Genomic DNA, 17,803 nt, shown 5'->3' with positions numbered 1-17,803 from the left:
AACCCATGAAAAAGACAATCGCCTTGCTGCTGGGCGCGGCACTGCTATGCGCAGGTTTTGCCCAAGCTGCAGAAAAACCCCTGGTGCGCATCGGCGCGCGGGTGTTCACCGAGCAGACCGTGCTCGCCGAAATCACTGCCCAGTACCTGCGTGCCAACGGCTTCCAGGTCCGAGTCACCGGCGGGTTGGGCAGCAGCCTGGCGCGCCAGGCCCACGAAACCGGGCAGCTCGACCTGATGTGGGAGTACACCGGGGTATCGCTGGTCTCCTACAACCACATCGAGGAGCGCATGCCCAGCGCCGAAGCGACCTACAACAAGGTCAAGGCCCTCGATGCGAAGAAGGACCTGATCTGGCTGACCCCCTCCAAGTTCAGCAACACCTATGCCCTGGCCCTGCCACGCAAGGTCGCCGAAGCCTACCCGCAGGTCACCAGCATCAGCCAGTTGAACCAGGTGCTGCAGGACGAACAGGCGCGCAAGCACCTAGTGGCGCTGGATACCGAGTTCGCCAATCGCCCCGACGGTCTCGATGGCCTGCAGGCGATGTACGGCATGCAACTGGGGCGCGCCAACATCCGCCAGATGGATGCGGGCCTGGTCTACACCGCCCTGCGCAACAACCAAGTGTTCGCCGGCCTGGTCTACACCACCGACGGCCGCCTCAGCGCCTTCGACCTCAAGCTGCTGGACGACGACAAGCACTACTTCCCCGACTACACCGCAGCACCGGTGGTGCGCAAGGCCGTGCTCGACGCCCATCCACAACTGGCCGACCTGCTCAAGCCTCTGGCCGAGACGCTCGACGACGAGACCATGCGCCAGCTCAACGCCAAGGTCGATGTCGAGCACCAGAGCCCGTCCAGCGTGGCGGCCGCTTTCCTGCGTGAACATGCCTTCAGCGAGGTCGCGCGATGAACCTGATCGATACCTTCGCCCATCTCGACTGGGCCCTGGTCCTGCAACTGACCGGGCAACACATCATGCTGGTCGGCATCGCCGTCAGCCTGGCCATTGTCATCGGCGTGCCGCTGGGCATCCTGATGACCCGCTTCCCGGTACTGGCCGGCCCGCTGCAAGCCAGCGCCACGGTGCTGCTGACCATCCCGTCGATTGCCCTGTTCGGCCTGCTGCTGCCGTTCTACAGCAAGTTCGGCCAAGGCCTCGGCCCGCTGCCGGCAATCACGGCGGTGTTCCTTTATTCGCTGCTGCCGATCCTGCGCAACACCTACCTGGCCCTGACCAACGTCGAGCCTGGCATCCGCGAAGCGGCACGCGGCATCGGCATGACCTTCGGCCAGCGCCTGCGCATGGTCGAGCTGCCCATCGCCGTACCTGTGATCCTCGCCGGCGTGCGCACCGCCGTGGTGATGAACATCGGCGTGATGACCATCGCCGCGACCATCGGTGCCGGTGGCCTGGGTGTGCTCATCCTCACCTCCATCAGCCGCAGCGACATGTCGATGCTGCTGGTCGGCGCCGTGCTGGTCAGCCTGCTGGCGATCATCGCCGACCTGCTCCTGCAAACCCTGCAACGTGCCCTGACTCCAGAAGGACTGCGCTCATGATCGAACTCAAGAACCTCAGCAAGACCTTCAACGTCAACGGCAAGGACGTCAAAGCCGTCGACTCGGTCAGCCTCACCGTCAACGAAGGCGAAATCTGCGTGTTCCTCGGCCCTTCCGGCTGCGGCAAGAGCACCACGCTGAAGATGATCAATCGCCTGATCACCCCGACCTCCGGCCAGGTGTTCATCAATGGTGAGGACACCACCGGCCTCGACGAAGTGACCCTGCGTCGGCACATCGGCTACGTGATCCAGCAGATCGGCCTGTTCCCCAACATGACCATCGAGGAGAACATCACCGTGGTGCCGCGCCTGCTCGGCTGGGACAAGCAGCGCTGCCATGACCGCGCCCGCGAGCTGATGAGCATGATCAAGCTCGAGCCCAAGCAATACCTGCAGCGCTACCCGCGCGAGCTGTCGGGTGGTCAGCAGCAGCGCATCGGCGTGATCCGCGCGCTGGCGGCCGAGGCCCCGGTGCTGCTGATGGACGAGCCGTTCGGCGCGGTCGACCCGATCAACCGCGAGATGATCCAGAACGAGTTCTTCGAGATGCAGCGGGCGCTGAACAAGACCGTGATCATGGTCAGCCACGACATCGACGAGGCCATCAAGCTGGGCGACAAGATCGCCATCTTCCGCGCAGGCAAGCTGCTGCAACTGGATCACCCGGACACCCTGCTGGCGCACCCGGTGGACGACTTCGTCAGCAACTTCGTCGGCCAGGACAGCACCCTCAAGCGCCTGCTGCTGGTGCGCGCAGAAGATGCCGCGGACAACGCGCCGTCGGTCAGCCCGGAAACGCCGGTGAGCGAGGCGCTGGAGTTGCTCGACGAGCATGACCGTCGCTACGTGGTAGTCACCGATGCGGCGAACAAGGCGATGGGGTATGTGCGCCGGCGCGACATGCACCGCCAGCAAGGAACCTGTGGGGACTTCCTGCGATCGTTCAATGCCACCGCATCCCATGACGAGCACCTGCGCATCCTGTTGTCGCGCATGTACGAGTTCAATCGGGCCTGGTTGCCGGTGCTGGATGCCGAGCAGGTGTTTCTCGGCGAGGTGACCCAGGAGTCCATTGCGGCCTACCTGAGTTCCGGGCGCTCGCGCGGAGCCAAGACCAGCATCGTGTCGCCTGCCGAGGCGGTGGCCCTCTAGATTGCCGGGGGCGCTTTGCGCCCCGGCAATGTCGAAGCAAATCCTGGATAGGTAGTGTTTGTACCGGCCTATTCGCGGGCAAGCCCGCTCCTACAGGGATTGCGCTGGACCCTGTGGGAGCGGCGGTGCGGCGATCCGACTTGCCCGCGAATGGGGCGACTCGGTATCAGAACCCTACACTGGCCTGCACATAGAAGGTGCGCGGCTCACCCACGTACAACCCGGCGTTGTTGTCGCTGGAACGGGTGTAGTACTGCTTGTCGAAGATGTTCTTCACCCCCGCCGCCAGCTTCAGGTTCGACAGCTGCGGGCCGAAGTCATAGCCACCACGCGCATGCCAGGTCACATAGCCCGGAATGTTGCCGTACTGTCCATCGGCGCTAGGCTGGGTGATGTAGTTGCCGGTGAAGCTGCCGTCGGCATTGACCCCGGTGCCCGGTGCGCGCTGCTTGGATTGGGCATAGGCATCCAGGTTCCAGGTCCAGCGGTTGATCTGGTAACGCAGCCCGGCCGTGGCCACCTGGCGCGAGTAGAACGGCAGGTCGCGGCCCTTGAAGCCAGGGATCTCACCTTCATAGGTGGCACGGGTGTAGGTGAAGCCGGCATTGGCCGACAGGCCGTCCAGTCGCGGATCCAGGCCGGCCAGGTCATAGCGCACCGACGCCTCGATACCCTGGTGCTTGGTCGCCCCCAGGTTGGTCCAGCCCACGTCGTTGCTGATGTACTGCAGTTCGTCGTCGAAGTCGATGTAGAACGCAGTCAGCTCGCCAGCGAAGTGGCCGTCGTCATAGCGGGTACCGATCTCGTAGGTCTTGGCTTTCTCCGGCTCCAGACCGTTGGCGGTGTTGTCACCCGAGCCGCCCTGGCCCAGCTGGAAGTACTGCAGGCTACCGAACGACGTCTCGTAGTTGGCGAACAATTTCCACGCCTCGGACATGTGGTACATCACGCTCAGGGCCGGCAGCGGCTCGTTGCTGGTGATGCTGCGGTTCTTCTCCGGGACCGGGCGGTTGTTGGTGTCCAGCACCGGACGGTCGCGCCAGTCGGTGTTGATGTGCTCGAAGCGGATGCCCGGGGTGATGGTCCAGTTGCCGACGTCGATCTTGTCATCGATGTAGTAGGCACTGGCCTCGGTACCGCCAGTACGGTCCTGGTAGACGTGGCCATCGGAGGTCGGGGTGACGGTCGGCACGTTGTCGATCAGCGCCAGGCGCGATGCCTGCTCGCGCATGGTTTCCTTCAGGTAGCGATAACCGACGCTGACTTCCTGAGTCACAGGCCCGGTGAAGAAGACCCGCGACACGCGTGGCTCGATACCGAAGGTGGTGTAGTTGCGCGGGAACGACGACAGGGTGCGCTGGTCGCGGGCGGCAATGGCGCTGCCGCGGAAGCTGTCGGTGTAGTAGGTCAGCACTTCGAATTGAGTGGCTTCGTCGAGCTGGCGCTGCCACTTGAACGAGACGTCCTTGCGACGGCCGCTGAAGTAGTCGTAGTCGCGCACAGACTGGTACGGATCGCGGTCGAACTGCGCCTGGGTCAGGCCACCGGGCATGTCGGCGCGGCCGTCATAGTAGTGGAAGTTGAGCCAGAACTCGTCGCTGTCGGTGGGTGCCCAGTGGGTCTTGAGCAGCACGTCATCGATGTCGTTGTCGTTGTTGCTGCGGCGGTAGCCGTTACCGTTGACGCCGGAGTACAGCAACGCGACGCCGATGCCGTTGTCGGCAGTACCGCCGACGAAGGCCGACTCTGTGTGTTTCCAGCCACCGTACCTGGAGGTTTCCAGGGTGGTGCCCAGCTCGGCCGTGGCTTTTTCCGGGATCGCCCGGGTGACGAAGTTGATGACCCCGCCGACGTTCTGCGGGCCATAACGCACCGAGCCTGCACCGCGGACCACGTCGATGCTGTCGAGGTTGCCCGAGGAGATCGGCGCCATCGACAACTGCGGCTGGCCATAAGGAGCAAAGGCCGCCGGCACGCCGTCGATCAGCACGGTCGAGCGTGGCGACAGGCGCGAGGTCAGGCCGCGCACCCCGACGTTGAGCGACAGGTCACTGCCGCCGGTGCCGTTGGAGTCCTGTACCTGCACGCCTGGGATGCCACGCAGCGCGTCGCGCACGTTCATGGTGCCCTGCTCGACCATTTCCTGGCGGCGCACTACGGTACGCGCGCCGGGGTGGTTCTGCACCACGGTCTGGTCGGCATCGCCCAACCAGTCACCCACCACCTTCACATCCGTAGGCGCCAGTTCCAGGCTACCGGTGGTCAAGGTGCCAGCGCTCTGCACCGGCTTGACCACCACGGTGTCCTGGGACATCTCGTAGGTCAGCCCGCTGCCTTGCAGCAACTGTTGCAGCGCCTGCTCGGGGGCCAGGTTACCGGACACCGCCGGCGCCTGTTTGCCGGCCACCAGGTCCGGGCTGAAGAACAGCTGCAGGTTGGTCTGCTGGCCGAGCTGGGCCAAAGCCTGGGCCAGCGGTTGGGCCTGGATCTGGATGGCGGCCGGGGCCTGGGCGGCATAACCGTGGGTGGCAGCGGCGCTGACCGCCAGGGCTAGCGCCAGGCGGCGCAGATGAAGCAGGGGCTTGTTGTTGTTCACGTCTTCGATCAGTCCTGAAAGTCGGGATGAATGCCAACCGCATGCAAATGTAAATGCTTGGCAGTTGCAGCTGGCGGGGAAGACGAACGAGGCGAAAAAAACCTGAATTTATTTCGCGATTATTTCGCTGGAGCCGTCGGAGTGGGTTTTCACGGCCACCGGCAAGATGTTCGGCAGAGCCCGCAGCAGCGCATCCGGATCGTCGGTGCTGAAGGTGCTGGAAAGGCGCAGGTTGGCCACCTTGCCCGGTGCGACATACAGCGGATGGCGGCGGTAGCGCGAGACTTCACTGACCACTTCGGCGAGGGTGGCGTTGTCGAACACCAGCTTGCCCTGGCGCCAGGCGGTGAGCGTGGCGGCGTTGATCGTGTAGGGCGCGGCGACCTTGCCCTGGTGGTCGATATGCGCGCCCTGCCCTGCCCCCAACTGCGCCAGCGAGCCCGCCGCGCCCTCGACCTTCACCGAACCCTGCTCGACGGCAACCCGGGTCAGGCCGCTGTCCTGGCGCACATCGAAACGGGTGCCGGTGACGGTGACACTACCTTGCGCGGTATCGACCACGAACGGTCGGCTGCTGTCGTGGGCGACGCTGAACATCGCCTCACCGGCCAGCAGCCGCAGTTGCCGGCGCCCGGCGCTGAACGCAACGTCGATGCGCGTGGCACTGTTGAGCTCCAGGCGCGAGCCGTCCGGGAGCTCGAACATGCGCCGCTCGCCCGCCTGCGTGGCGAGCACGTCGTGGTGGTTCATTTGCTGGTACTGCCAGCCGCCCCAACCCAGGCCAAGCGCAGCCAGCGCCACCCCCGCGGCCAGGGCCTGGCGCAGCAGGCGCCTGCGCGGCAGTTGGCGCACAGGCTCCGGTTCGCACAATGCTTCGAGGCGCTCGGGAGGGATGAAATCGGCTGCACACCACAACCTGCCGAGCAGTTCGTATTCCTGGCGGTGCTCGGGGCGCTCGTCCAGCCAATGCTGCAGACGCTCGCGCAGGGCACTGTCATCGGGCGCGTCCTGCATGCGAACAAACCAGGCGGCGGCCTGTTCGCGCGGGTTGTCGGCGCCTTGCTGATTCATCGAAAGGGTCTCCTGACTCATCTGGTGGTCACGTCCAGGTGCTCACGCAGATGTCGGAGCGTGCGAATCATATACTTTTCGACCATGTTCTTGGTCAAACCCATGCGTTCGGCGATCTCGGCCTGGGTCAAGCCTTCGAGCTTCTGCCAGATGAACACTCGCCGACAGTTGACCGGCAGCTGCGCCAGCGCCCGCTCGACCGTGTCGGCCAACTCCAGCGCGTGCATATAGGCTTCCGGGTCGCCGCTATGGCCGGTGCCTTCATCGAACAGTTCAATTTCCAGGGCCTGACGGCGGTCTTCGCGACGGAAACCATCCACCGCAATATTGCGTGCGGTCTGGTGCAGATAGGCGCGCGGCTGCTCGACCTGCTCGCGCGGATTTTCCAGCACGCGGACGAAGGCATCGTGGGCGAGATCCTCGGCCTGCTGACGACTGCGCAACTTGCGCGTCCAGGTGCCGATCAGCTCGTGATAGTGGTCGAGGAAGCCTTTGTGTCCGGACACGGTCTGGCTCGTCAGGGAGGCGGGGACAAGAAGTCGCAAATAGTAATACTTCTTATTAAAAGCGGCAAATCGGCGTGTGCCTGTTCGACCGAGGGCATTTTTTTGCCTTGGTAACAAAAAATTTATCGATGGATTCCGGCACGGATGTACCCGCTCTGCGTGGCCATAAATATGAACACCCAAGTGCTTTTCGCGAACGAGCACGGCGCCGCCCAAACACCGTGACGCCTATGAAAACGGGTTCGCTGGCGAACGGGCCGACATGCTCCATTCCACAATTCTTTACGCTGGAATTGGCCTGGGGAACATCTGCCGGTCACACGAGTCGGTTATTCAAATGGCTGCTCGTCGATTGCACCGGAACACGCCGGGATTGCGGGTTGATTCTGCATTCCTCACGCCCTAAAGTGCGCGCCGAACGTCCATGCTGGAAACGATCCATCCGGCTCAAGTACTGACGACGAGACAGCAAGGCCGCCGCTTTTTACAGCGACCTTTTTGCTTTCGGCGACATGCCTTGGGAAGTAGGCGAACCAAAGTGGGGATACGGAGGACGTTCAGTTTGCAGCCACTTATCTTTTCAGTTTGCCCATGGAGTCCCTAAGCATGTCGATCCAGGTCGAAGACTATTTCGCGCGCGATACCTTCCAGAAAATGAAGGCGTTCGCCGACAAGCAGGAAACCCCGTTCGTACTCATCGACACCCAGATGATCAGCCAGGCCTACGACGACCTGCGCGCGGGCTTCGAATTCGCCAAGGTCTACTACGCAGTCAAGGCCAACCCGGCGGTCGAGATCATCGACCTGCTCAAGGATAAAGGCTCGAGCTTCGACATCGCCTCGATCTACGAGCTGGACAAGGTGCTGGGCCGTGGTGTCAGCGCCGACCGCATCAGCTACGGCAACACCATCAAGAAGTCCAAGGACATCCGCTACTTCTACGAGAAGGGCGTGCGTCTCTACGCCACCGACTCCGAAGCCGACCTGCGCAACATCGCCAAGGCCGCGCCGGGCTCGAAAGTGTACGTGCGTATCCTCACCGAAGGCTCGACCACTGCCGACTGGCCGCTGTCGCGTAAATTCGGTTGCCAGACCGACATGGCCATGGACCTGCTGATCCTGGCCCGTGACCTGGGCCTGGTGCCCTACGGCATCTCCTTCCACGTCGGTTCCCAGCAGCGCGACATCAGCGTCTGGGACGCGGCCATCGCCAAGGTCAAGGTGATCTTCGAACGCCTGAAGGAAGAAGACGGCATCGAGCTGAAGCTGATCAACATGGGCGGTGGCTTCCCGGCCAACTACATCACCCGCACCAACAGCCTGGAAACCTACGCCGAAGAGATCATCCGCTTCCTCAAGGAAGACTTCGGTGACGATCTCCCGGAAATCATCCTGGAGCCGGGCCGTTCGCTGATCGCCAACGCCGGTATCCTGGTCAGCGAAGTGGTGCTGGTGGCGCGCAAGTCGCGCACCGCCGTCGAGCGCTGGATCTACACCGACGTGGGCAAGTTCTCCGGCCTGATCGAAACCATGGACGAAGCCATCAAGTTCCCGATCTGGACCGAGAAGAAAGGTGAAGCCGAAGAAGTGGTGATCGCCGGCCCGACCTGCGACAGCGCCGATATCATGTACGAGAACTACAAGTACGGCCTGCCGCTGAACCTGGCCATCGGCGACCGCCTGTACTGGCTGTCGACCGGCGCCTACACCACCAGCTACAGCGCGGTGGAGTTCAACGGTTTCCCGCCGCTGAAGGCCTTCTACCTGTAATGCGAAACGGGGCCGAAAGGCCCCGTTTTCGTTTGTGGGCGGCCTGTACTGGCCCCTTCGCGGGTAAACCCGCTCCCACAGGGACCGCGCCACATTGAAATCTGGCGCTGTACCTGTGGGAGCGGGTTCACCCGCGAAGAGGCCCTCACAGGCGACATCAGGCCTCGCGCCGCTCCAGTTCCTCGGCATAGCGCGCGGCAAAGCTCATCAGCACCGGCCCTGCGTTCTGCAACGTCACCAACGCACTGCGCAGAAAGCTCAGGTTGCCCTCCCCTCGCGCCCGCTCGAACCATGGCCCAGCCTCGGCGATCTCACCCCGCTCCACCAGCACCAGCGCCAAACTGAACATTCCGCGAAAATCCCCCGCCTCGGCCGAACGCCGATACCAGCGCACCGCCCGCACCGGGCTCGCGGTCGTGGCGATGCCCTGCTCCAGGTAACGTCCGTACAGGTTCATCGACTTGGCATGTCCCATGTGCGCCGCCTTCTCGTAGCAGAACAGCGCCTGCGCCTGGTTCACCGGCACCCCACGTCCGGTAGCCAGCAGGTTGCCCAGATTGTAGAGGCCCCACTCGGAGTCGGCATCGGCGGCCTGTGCGTAATGGATGGCCGCCTGGGTCAGGTCGATCTCCCCACCCCAGCCGTGCTCCAGGCAACGCCCCAGCATGTTGAAGGCCATGGCATTGCCAGCCTGCGCGGCAATGGCGAACCAATGCCGCGCCAGGCGCTCATCCTGTTCGATACCGTGCCCGTCGAGCAGGATCTGCCCAAGCAATGCCTGCGCCTCGACCACACCCTGCCCCGCTGCGGCAAGAATCGCCTGGGCGGCCTTGCCAGGGCTGTGCTCGAGCATGGCCTTGAGCCCGGCGACATTGACCACGTCCTCACGGCGCAACTGATACGACATGCTCAAACCTCCGCCCAGCGACGCAACAGGTTGTGGTAGGTGCCGGTCAGTTGCAGCAGCGACGGATGATCGGGCACATCGGCACCGAGCTGGCGTATGGCGTTGTCCATCTCGAACAGCAGCGTGCGCTGGCCATCGTCGCGCACCAGGCTCTGGGTCCAGAAGAACGCCGCGTAACGCTCGCCACGGGTCACCGGGTTGACCTTGTGCAGGCTGGTGCCCGGATACAGCACCATGTCGCCTGCAGCCAGCTTGACCTGCTGCACACCGTAGGTGTCCTGGATCACCAGTTCGCCGCCGTCGTAGCTGTCCGGCTCACTGAGAAACAGCGTGGACGAAAGGTCGGTGCGCACCCGCTCGGGGCTGCCCTTGGGCTGGCGCAATGCATTGTCGATGTGGAAGCCGAAGTTGCCACCCTCGCGGTAGCAATTGACCAGCGGCGGGAACACCTTGTGCGGCAACGCCGCCGACATGAACAGAGGATTGCGCCATAGCCGGTCGATCAGCGCGCTGCCGATCTCCTTGGCCAGGGCGTGGCCTTCGGGCAGTTGCAGGTTGTGCTTGGCCTTGGCCGACTGGTAGCCGGCAGTGACCTTGCCATCGGCCCAGTCGGCCTGCTCCAGCGCCTGGCGGATGCGGGAAATCTCGTCGGCGTCGAACAGGCCGGGGATGTGCAGAAGCATGCGCGGGTTACCTGGCAGAGGGCAAAGGCCCCAATGATATTGATTCCCTTTTGCGACAGGCAAGTGCCGTTTGGGCAATCCCTTTGGTACAGATGGCGGGCGCAGACGCATGAACCCGGAAAAACCGTAAGGGCAAAATGTAAAGATTGTAAGTTTCTTGCGAATGGTAACGAGTCTCAATTGTTACTTACAATTGCTTACATTAACATCCGCGGCCTTCACACCTTGGGGAAGGTCAAAAACAACATGCGCCACGTACCATCCGCTGTCAGCTCTCCACGCCTGCTCACCTGCGCCATCGGCGTCGCCATCAGCGCGACCTCGGCCTATGCCGCCGACCCCGCAGCCCAGCCAGTGACGCTCGACGCCACCAGCGTCAACGGCAAGGCCGAACAGGCGAGCACCGAGTACAAGGTCGAGAAAGCCTCCTCGCAGAAATACACTGCGCCGCTGGTGGATACCCCGCGCTCGGTCACGGTGATCCCGCAGCAGGTGATCAAGGACACCAACGCCCTGAGCCTGCAGGATGCACTGCGCACCGTGCCAGGTATCACCTTCGGCGCCGGCGAAGGCGGCAACCCGCAAGGCGACCGCCCCTTCATCCGCGGCTTTGACGCCCAGGGCGATACCTACCTGGACGGCGTGCGCGACACGGGTGCACAGACACGCGAGATCTTCGCCATCGAATCGGTGGAAGTGGCCAAGGGCCCGAACTCTGCGATTGGCGGGCGCGGCGCGGCAGGCGGCACCATCAACCTGGTGAGCAAGCGCGCACACCTGGGCAACTCGCTCGACGTTGCCTGGACCTGGGGCAGCGACCAGACCCAGCGCTACACCTTCGATGGCAACTACCAGTTCAGCGACAGCGTGGCCGGGCGCCTCAACCTGATGACCCACGAGAGCAACGTCGCCGGGCGCGACAAAGTCAATTACGACCGTTGGGGCATCGCCCCGTCGCTGGCCTTCGGCCTGGGCACCCCGACCCGCGTCAACCTCGACTACTACCACCTGGAAAGCGACGACCTGCCGGATTCGGGCATCCCCTACACCGTACCGGCCGGCGGCACCGGCGCCCGTACCTCGGCCAACCCGAGCAAGCCTTACGCAGGTGGCGACCACGACAACTTCTACGGCCTGACCGGCCGCGACTTCCGCAAGTCGCGGGTAGACATCGCCACCATCGCCGTCGAACACGACCTGTCGGACTCGCTGACCATCAAGAACACCCTGCGCCACGGCAACAGCATGCAGGACTACATCCTCACCCAGCCGGACGACAGCAAGGGCAACGTCAACAACGGCAGTGTCTGGCGCCGCGCCAACACCCGCGTGGGCAATACCGCCACGACCACCAACCAGACCGACCTGTTCGGCGAGTTCTACCTGGGCGGCCTGAAGAACAGCTTCTCCACCGGCATCGAGCTGAGCCGCGAAGAAAGCGAACGGTCCTCCTACAACGTCAACACCGACACCACGCCAGCCTCGCCCGGCAACGCCAGCACCAACTGCACCCCGGGCATGATCGTCTCCAGCGGTTACAACTGCACCTCGCTGAGCAACCCCAACCCGGACGACCCGTGGAACGGCGCGATCTCGCGCAACTACGCCGGCACCACCACCAACAGCAAGACCCGCGCGCTGTACGTCTTCGACACCCTCGAACTGACCCCGCAGTGGCTGCTGAACATGGGCCTGCGCTACGACCACTTCGACACCGACTACAAGACCTATACCGCAGCCGGCGCCACCACTGCCAAAGGCCGCGACAAGAGCGAGTTCATCACCGGCCAGTTGGGCCTGGTGTGGAAACCGGCCGACAACGGCAGCATCTACGTGTCCTACGCCACCTCCGCCACGCCACCGGGCGCGATGCTCGGCGAAGGCCAGGAAGGCAACCCGCTGCCGGGCACCCCGGACCGCTCGGGCAACCTGCTGTCCAGCGACCTGGAACCTGAAGAAACCACCAACTACGAGATCGGTACCAAGTGGGACCTGCTTGACCAGCGCTTGTCCCTGGCCGCTGCGCTGTTCCGCACCGAAAAGGAAAACGCCCGCGTCCAGGTGAACACCACCACCTACGAGAACGTCGGCGAAACCCGCGTGCAGGGCATCGAGCTGTCGGCCAGCGGCAAGCTCACCGACAAGTGGCAGGTGTTCGCCGGCTACACCTACATGCAGGCACGCCAGATCGACGGTGGCCCGCTGGGCAAGGCCAACGACGGCAACCAGCTGCCGAATACGCCGAACAACAGCGCCAGCCTCTGGACCACCTACGCCATCACACCGAAGCTGACCGTTGGCGGCGGCGCCTTCTATGTGGATGACGTGTATGGCAGCGTGGCCAACACCACCATGGTCGACAGCTACGTGCGCTACGACGCCATGGCAGCGTACAAGCTGACCAAGAACGTCGATCTGCAACTGAACGTGCAGAACCTGACCAACGAGGTGTACTACGACAAGGCCTTCTCCACCCACTTCGCCAACCAGGCGGCCGGGCGCACGGCGCTGCTGACCACCAGCGTCCACTTCTGATGATGGGACTGGGCTAGTCTGCACCGGCCTCTTCGCGGGCAAGCCCGCTCCCACAGGGACACCACAATCCTCAAATCTGTGGAACACCTGTGGGAGCGGGCTTGCCCGCGAAGAGGCCGGTGCAGTCGAGCACTAAACAGAACGCCCCCCGCCCCGATCATTCCTGTGAGCGGGGCTTTTACGTATCAAGGCATAATGCACGCCGCGCGGTCTGTGGCAGCAACACAAGGTGATCGATGTGGTGAAGAAGTCGCTTTTCCAACTGCACTGGTTCTTTGGCATCACCGCCGGCCTGGTGCTGGCGCTGATGGGCATCACCGGTGCGATCTGGTCGTTCCAGGAAGAACTGCTGCGCCTGTTCAACGCCGATGTGCTCAAGGTCGAGGTGCGCCAGGAGGGTGTGCTGCCGCTGCCGGAACTGGTGCGCCGCGCGGAACTGGCCCAGGGTGACAAGGTGGCGATGCTCTGGGTCGATACCCACGCCGACACTGCCGCACGCCTCTTCTTCACCCCGCCGCCCGGCGAACGCCGCGGTGAGCTGCGTTATGCCGACCCGTACACTGGCGAGCTCAAGGGTGAAGTGACGGGCCTAGGCTTCTTCAACCTCATGCTGCAGTTGCACCGCTTCCTGGCCATGGGCGATACCGGCCGGCAGATCACCGGTGCCTGCACCCTGATGCTGATCTTCTTCTGCCTCTCCGGCCTTTACCTGCGCTGGCCGCGCCGGGCCCTGAACTGGCGGGTCTGGCTGAGCTTCGACTGGGCCAAGAAAGGCCGCGCCTTCAACTGGGACCTGCACGCCGTCGCCGGGACCTGGTGCCTGCTGTTCTACCTGCTGTTTGCCCTGACTGGCCTGTTCTGGTCCTACGACTGGTACCGCGAGGGCCTGAACAAACTGCTCGCCGACAAACCCGCAGCCGGCGAGCAGCATCAGCGCGGCGCAGGTCGCGGCCGGCCCGGGCCACAAGCAGCGGATGCCAAGGCGGCGCCGCTGGTGGTCGACTACGACGCCATCTGGAGCAATCTGAAGGATGCCGCAGGCCCACGCCTTGCCAGCTACAACCTGCGCCTGCCACCTGGCGGCGGGCAGCCGGCGACGCTGTTCTACCTGCTCGATGATTCGGCCCACGAACGCGCCTTCAACACCGTGACGCTTGACCCCGCCACCGGCCAGATCAAACGTCACGAGCGCTACACCGACAAGTCGTTCAAAGCCCAACTGCTACAGAGCGTCTACGCCCTGCACGTGGGCAGCTATTTCGGTTTGCCGGGCAGGATCATCCTCACCATCGCCAGCCTGACCATGCCGCTGTTCTTCGTCACCGGCTGGCTGCTGTATCTCGATCGCCGCCGCAAGAAGCGCCAGGTCCGTGCCGCCCGAGGCTCGGTCGACACCGCCAACGCCAGCGGCGACAGCTGGCTGATCGGCTTCGCCAGCCAGAGTGGCCTGGCCGAGCAACTGGCCTGGCAGAGCGCAGGGCAGTTGCAGGCGGCGGGCTTGCCGGTACAGGTGCGCTCGCTCGCCGAGCTGGGCGAGGACGAGCTACGCCAGGCCCGTCGCGCACTGTTCGTGGTCAGCACCTTCGGTGACGGCGAGGCGCCTGACAGCGCCCGCGGCTTCGAGCGCAAGGTGCTGGGCCAGCCCTGGGCCCTGCAACACCTGAACTACGCCCTGCTCGCCCTGGGCGATCGACAGTATCCGCATTTCTGCGGTTTCGCCCGGCGTCTGCAGGCCTGGCTGGCCGAGCGTGGCGCGACCACCGCGTTCAGCCCGATCGAAGTCGACAGTGCCGACCAGAACGCCCTGCAACAATGGCAGCAGGCCCTGGGGCAACTGACCGGCGCACGTCCGCTCGCCGCCTGGCAACCGCCCAGCTACGGCAACTGGCGCCTGGTACGACGCGAGCGCCTCAACCCCGGAAGCCAGGGCGCACCGGTGTACTTGCTGGGCCTGAGTGCCGAACACCCAAGCGTCTGGGACGCTGGCGACCTGGTCGAGGTGCTGCCCCGCCACAGCCAGGCGCGTATCGATGCCTTCCTGCAAGGGTTGGGGCTCGATGCGAATCTGCCGGTGCAACTTGAGGGTCTTGTCGAACCGCTTGGGCAGGCGCTGGCCAGCCGCCAGTTGCCAACCAGCCGCGAGCATCTGGTCGGCCTGCACGCCCAGGCGCTGGTCGATTCGCTGATTCCACTCGGTGCCCGCGAATACTCCATCGCCTCGATCGCGAGCGACGGCGTGCTGGAGCTGATCGTGCGCCAGGAGCGTCATGCCGATGGCAGCCTCGGGCTGGGCTCCGGCTGGCTGACCGAATACCTGCCCATGGACGGCCATGCCAGCCTGCGTCTGCGCCGCAACAGCAGCTTCCACCTGCCGGCCGCCTCGGTACCGATGGTGCTGATCGGCAACGGGACTGGCCTGGCAGGCCTGCGCAGCCTGCTCAAGGCCCGGATCGCAGGTGGTGAGCAGGGCAACTGGCTGCTGTTCGGCGAACGCAACCGCGCCCACGACCTGCTCTGCGGCCGCGAGCTGCAAGGCTGGCTGGACAGCGGCGATCTGACACGATTGGACCTGGCGTTCTCGCGAGACCAGGCGGAAAAGGTGTATGTGCAGGATGTGCTGTTGCAGCAAGGCGAAGAGCTGCGCCGCTGGATCGACGAGGGTGCCTGTGTGAATGTCTGCGGCAGCCTGCAGGGGATGGCAGGCGGCGTGGATGCAGCGCTGAAGGGGCTTCTGGGTGAAGAGCTCGTCGAGCGGCTGATCGAGGATGGGCGCTATCGGCGGGATGTGTACTGACCAGCGCCTGATGTATCGGTCTTTTCGCGGGCAAGCCCGCTCCCACAGGTAAAGCATTGAGTAACGCTTTACCTGTGGGAGCGGGCTTGCCCGCGAAAAGAGCACTGCAGTTTCAATGCAGCTCGAAGGTGTCGGCATCCAGGTTCGCCGGGAACTTGGCCCGATACGCCGCCAGGTCAGCGGCGCTCAACACCGCGCTGAACACCCCGTCGGCTTCCCCCGCACTCAGCAGGCTCTCGCCCTGGAAGTCCAGCACCTGGCTGTCCCCCGAATAGGCAAAGCCTTTGCCGTCGGTCCCCACTCGATTCACCGCAGCCACGTAGCACAGGTTCTCGATCCCCCGCGCCGGCAGCAGCCGGTTCCAGTGCTGGCGCCGCGCGGCCGGCCAGTTCGCCGTGTACAGCAGCAGGTCGGTGTCCTGGGCGTCGCGGCTCCACACCGGGAAGCGCAGGTCGTAGCAGATCAGCGGGCGAACTCGCCAGCCCTTGAGCTCGAACTGCACCTGGCGCTCGCCAGGCGTGTAGTGCTTGTGCTCACCCGCCATGCGGAACAGGTGGCGCTTGTCGTAATGCAGCACCTCGCCGTCCGGTCGCGCCCACAGCAGGCGATTGCGATGGCTGCCGTCGGCGGCCTGGATGATCACACTGCCGGTGATCACCGCATCGATCTTCTTTGCCTGTGCCTTGAGCCACTTGTAGGTCGGACCCTGCTCGGGCTCGGCAAGGCGTTCGGACTCCATCGAGAAGCCAGTGGTGAACATCTCCGGCAGGATCACCAGGTCAGCGCCACGGGCCTGCTCCAGCAATACCTCGAAATGCGCATGGTTGCCCTCGCGGTCATGCCAGGCCAGGGTGGTCTGCACCAGGGCGAGCTTCAGGTTCGGCAGTTGACTCAGATCGCGCATAGTTTTTCCGCCGCCTGACGCAGCGTCTCCTCACGTTTGGCAAAGCACAGGCGCACCAGGCGTTGCTCGGGGATGGGGCGCTGGTAGAACACCGACACCGGGATGGTCGCCACGCCGTGTTCGCGGGTCAGCCACAGGGCCATCTCCACATCATTGAGGTCGGGACGGATCGCCGAGTAGTCCACCAACTGGAAATAGGTGCCCGCGGTGCGGGTGAAGGCAAATCGCGATGTTTGCAGCAGGTCGCAGAACAGGTCGCGCTTGGCCTGGTAGAAGCCTGGCAGTTCGTCGATATGCTCCGGGTGTTCGGCCATGAAGTCGGCCAGCGCCCATTGCAGCGGCGTCACGCCGCAGAAGTTGACGTACTGGTGGACCTTGCGCAGCTCGGCGCTCAGCACAGGCGGTGCAATCACATAGCCGGTCTTCCAGCCGGTGACGTGGTAGGTCTTGCCGAACGAGCTGACCACGAAGGCCCTCGCATACAGCTGCGGGTGAGCCAGCACGCTGGCATGGCGTACGCCGTCGTAGACCAGGTGCTCGTAGACCTCGTCGCTCACCAGGTAGATTTCGCGCTCGGCAATCAAGGCGGCAAGCTGGTCGAGGTCTTCACGGGTGATCAGGGCACCGCTGGGGTTGTGCGGCGAGTTGAGGATGACCATGCGCGTGCGCGGGGTCAGGGCATCGCTGAACTTCTGCCAGTCGATGCGAAAATCGCCATCGCTCAGTTGCACATGCACGCAGCGACCACCGGCCAGCTCTACCGACGGCTCGTAGCTGTCGTACGACGGGTCGAAGACGATCACCTCGTCGCCAGCCTGGATCACCGCCTGGATCGCACAGAAGATCGCCTCGGTGGCGCCCGGCGTGATGGTCACTTCCTGATCGGCGTCCACCTGGGCGCCATAAAGCCGGGCGATCTTCGCCGCGACCTGCTGCCGCAACACCGGCAACCCGGTCATCGGCGCGTACTGGTTGTTGCCAGCGGCCACGTGTCGGCCGACCGCATCGAGCAGCGGCTGCGGGCCATTGAAATCGGGGAAACCCTGGGACAGGTTGAGCGCGCCGGTTTGCGCGGCGAGCTGGGACATGGTGGTGAAGATGGTCGTGCCGACGTTCGGCAGTTTGCTGCGGATCATGGAGCCCTCTTTCCTGCGGGGTGGTCCGGCACGGGGTGGAGTCCGAGCATAGCGGATCGGGCAGGCAGGAAAAAGGTTGAAACATTTAAAGGCTCATTCGTGGGCAAGCCAGCTCCACAGGTCGTTCACAGATCTCAATGCCTGTGCCATACCCAATGGGAGCGGGCTTGCCCGCGAAGA

General features: G+C 64.1%; 13 protein-coding genes. 6 read left to right on the top strand and 7 right to left on the bottom strand.

The window, feature by feature from the left end; translation table 11 throughout:
- Positions 1-5: 5 nt before the first annotated feature.
- Genes IAE40_RS21865 through IAE40_RS21855 form a run of 3 tightly spaced genes read left to right on the top strand, consistent with a single transcriptional unit; the run spans position 6 to position 2,721 of the window.
- Positions 6-917 carry a glycine betaine ABC transporter substrate-binding protein gene (locus IAE40_RS21865; protein ID WP_186710993.1) on the top strand — a complete coding sequence of 304 codons (912 nt, stop codon included), beginning with the start codon at positions 6-8 and terminating at the stop codon, positions 915-917.
- The gene (locus IAE40_RS21860; RefSeq protein WP_054892569.1) at positions 914-1,567 is read left to right on the top strand and encodes an ABC transporter permease; all 654 of its coding nucleotides are present in this window, start codon (positions 914-916) and stop codon (positions 1,565-1,567) included. The genes IAE40_RS21865 and IAE40_RS21860 overlap by 4 nt, the downstream gene beginning before the upstream one ends.
- Complete coding sequence (locus tag IAE40_RS21855) at positions 1,564-2,721, top strand: osmoprotectant ABC transporter ATP-binding protein OsmV (RefSeq protein ID WP_112899114.1); 1,158 nt, start codon at positions 1,564-1,566, stop codon at positions 2,719-2,721. The genes IAE40_RS21860 and IAE40_RS21855 overlap by 4 nt, the downstream gene beginning before the upstream one ends.
- A 166-nt stretch (positions 2,722-2,887) precedes the next feature.
- Here the strand turns inward: IAE40_RS21855 and IAE40_RS21850 are convergent, their stop codons facing one another.
- The 3 genes from IAE40_RS21850 to IAE40_RS21840 form a co-directional block, all read right to left on the bottom strand.
- Entirely contained in the window at positions 2,888-5,317 is a 2,430-nt protein-coding gene (locus tag IAE40_RS21850; RefSeq protein ID WP_054892567.1) for a TonB-dependent siderophore receptor, read from the bottom strand.
- Between the two features lie 108 nt (positions 5,318-5,425).
- Entirely contained in the window at positions 5,426-6,388 is a 963-nt protein-coding gene (locus IAE40_RS21845) for a FecR family protein (protein ID WP_200603856.1), read from the bottom strand.
- 17 nt (positions 6,389-6,405) lie between these two features.
- Positions 6,406-6,894, bottom strand: a complete 489-nt coding sequence (locus IAE40_RS21840; RefSeq protein WP_200603855.1) for a sigma-70 family RNA polymerase sigma factor — start codon at positions 6,892-6,894, stop codon at positions 6,406-6,408.
- Between the two features lie 606 nt (positions 6,895-7,500).
- On the opposite strand from IAE40_RS21840, the gene IAE40_RS21835 reads away from it, so the two are divergent.
- Entirely contained in the window at positions 7,501-8,664 is a 1,164-nt protein-coding gene (locus tag IAE40_RS21835; RefSeq protein WP_054892564.1) for a type III PLP-dependent enzyme, read from the top strand.
- A gap of 157 nt (positions 8,665-8,821) precedes the next feature.
- Here IAE40_RS21835 and IAE40_RS21830 read toward each other — a convergent pair whose 3' ends face one another.
- Both IAE40_RS21830 and IAE40_RS21825 read right to left on the bottom strand, forming a co-directional pair.
- On the bottom strand, positions 8,822-9,571 hold the full coding sequence (locus IAE40_RS21830) for a tetratricopeptide repeat protein (RefSeq protein ID WP_200603854.1): 750 nt from the start codon (positions 9,569-9,571) through the stop codon (positions 8,822-8,824).
- A gap of 2 nt (positions 9,572-9,573) precedes the next feature.
- Positions 9,574-10,254: a Fe2+-dependent dioxygenase gene (locus tag IAE40_RS21825; protein WP_065864131.1), complete on the bottom strand. Its 681-nt coding sequence runs from the start codon at positions 10,252-10,254 to the stop codon at positions 9,574-9,576.
- Between the two features lie 246 nt (positions 10,255-10,500).
- Here IAE40_RS21825 and IAE40_RS21820 point away from each other — a divergent pair, with 246 nt between their 5' ends.
- Both IAE40_RS21820 and IAE40_RS21815 read left to right on the top strand, forming a co-directional pair.
- Positions 10,501-12,789 (top strand): TonB-dependent receptor, encoded by a 2,289-nt coding sequence (locus IAE40_RS21820; RefSeq protein WP_200603853.1) that lies wholly within the window; start codon positions 10,501-10,503, stop codon positions 12,787-12,789.
- A gap of 238 nt (positions 12,790-13,027) precedes the next feature.
- Entirely contained in the window at positions 13,028-15,583 is a 2,556-nt protein-coding gene (locus IAE40_RS21815) for a PepSY domain-containing protein (RefSeq protein WP_200603852.1), read from the top strand.
- A gap of 112 nt (positions 15,584-15,695) precedes the next feature.
- Here the strand turns inward: IAE40_RS21815 and IAE40_RS21810 are convergent, their stop codons facing one another.
- Together IAE40_RS21810 and IAE40_RS21805 are read right to left on the bottom strand one after the other, a co-directional pair.
- The gene (locus IAE40_RS21810; protein ID WP_063546062.1) at positions 15,696-16,487 is read right to left on the bottom strand and encodes an amidohydrolase; all 792 of its coding nucleotides are present in this window, start codon (positions 16,485-16,487) and stop codon (positions 15,696-15,698) included.
- Positions 16,475-17,623, bottom strand: coding sequence for a pyridoxal phosphate-dependent aminotransferase (locus IAE40_RS21805; protein ID WP_197892307.1), 1,149 nt, complete (start codon positions 17,621-17,623; stop codon positions 16,475-16,477). The genes IAE40_RS21810 and IAE40_RS21805 overlap by 13 nt, the downstream gene beginning before the upstream one ends.
- Positions 17,624-17,803: the final 180 nt, after the last annotated feature.

This window comes from Pseudomonas sp. S44 (assembly GCF_016624805.1).
Taxonomy (GTDB): domain Bacteria; phylum Pseudomonadota; class Gammaproteobacteria; order Pseudomonadales; family Pseudomonadaceae; genus Aquipseudomonas; species Aquipseudomonas machongensis.
Note: the sequence above shows the minus strand (reverse complement) of the source record. Positions and strands in the feature narration are given on the sequence as shown.

Bases quoted from the DNA above. Each gene is read 5' to 3' on its own strand.
- IAE40_RS21835 (WP_054892564.1), top strand. From the start codon at position 7,501: ATGTCGATCCAGGTCGAAGACTATTTCGCGCGCGATACCTTCCAGAAA.
- IAE40_RS21845 (WP_200603856.1), bottom strand. From the start codon at position 6,388: ATGAATCAGCAAGGCGCCGACAACCCGCGCGAACAGGCCGCCGCCTGG.
- IAE40_RS21820 (WP_200603853.1), top strand. From the start codon at position 10,501: ATGCGCCACGTACCATCCGCTGTCAGCTCTCCACGCCTGCTCACCTGC.
- IAE40_RS21865 (WP_186710993.1), top strand. From the start codon at position 6: ATGAAAAAGACAATCGCCTTGCTGCTGGGCGCGGCACTGCTATGCGCA.
- IAE40_RS21805 (WP_197892307.1), bottom strand. From the start codon at position 17,623: ATGATCCGCAGCAAACTGCCGAACGTCGGCACGACCATCTTCACCACC.
- IAE40_RS21825 (WP_065864131.1), bottom strand. From the start codon at position 10,254: ATGCTTCTGCACATCCCCGGCCTGTTCGACGCCGACGAGATTTCCCGC.
- IAE40_RS21830 (WP_200603854.1), bottom strand. From the start codon at position 9,571: ATGTCGTATCAGTTGCGCCGTGAGGACGTGGTCAATGTCGCCGGGCTC.
- IAE40_RS21810 (WP_063546062.1), bottom strand. From the start codon at position 16,487: ATGCGCGATCTGAGTCAACTGCCGAACCTGAAGCTCGCCCTGGTGCAG.
- IAE40_RS21860 (WP_054892569.1), top strand. From the start codon at position 914: ATGAACCTGATCGATACCTTCGCCCATCTCGACTGGGCCCTGGTCCTG.
- IAE40_RS21855 (WP_112899114.1), top strand. From the start codon at position 1,564: ATGATCGAACTCAAGAACCTCAGCAAGACCTTCAACGTCAACGGCAAG.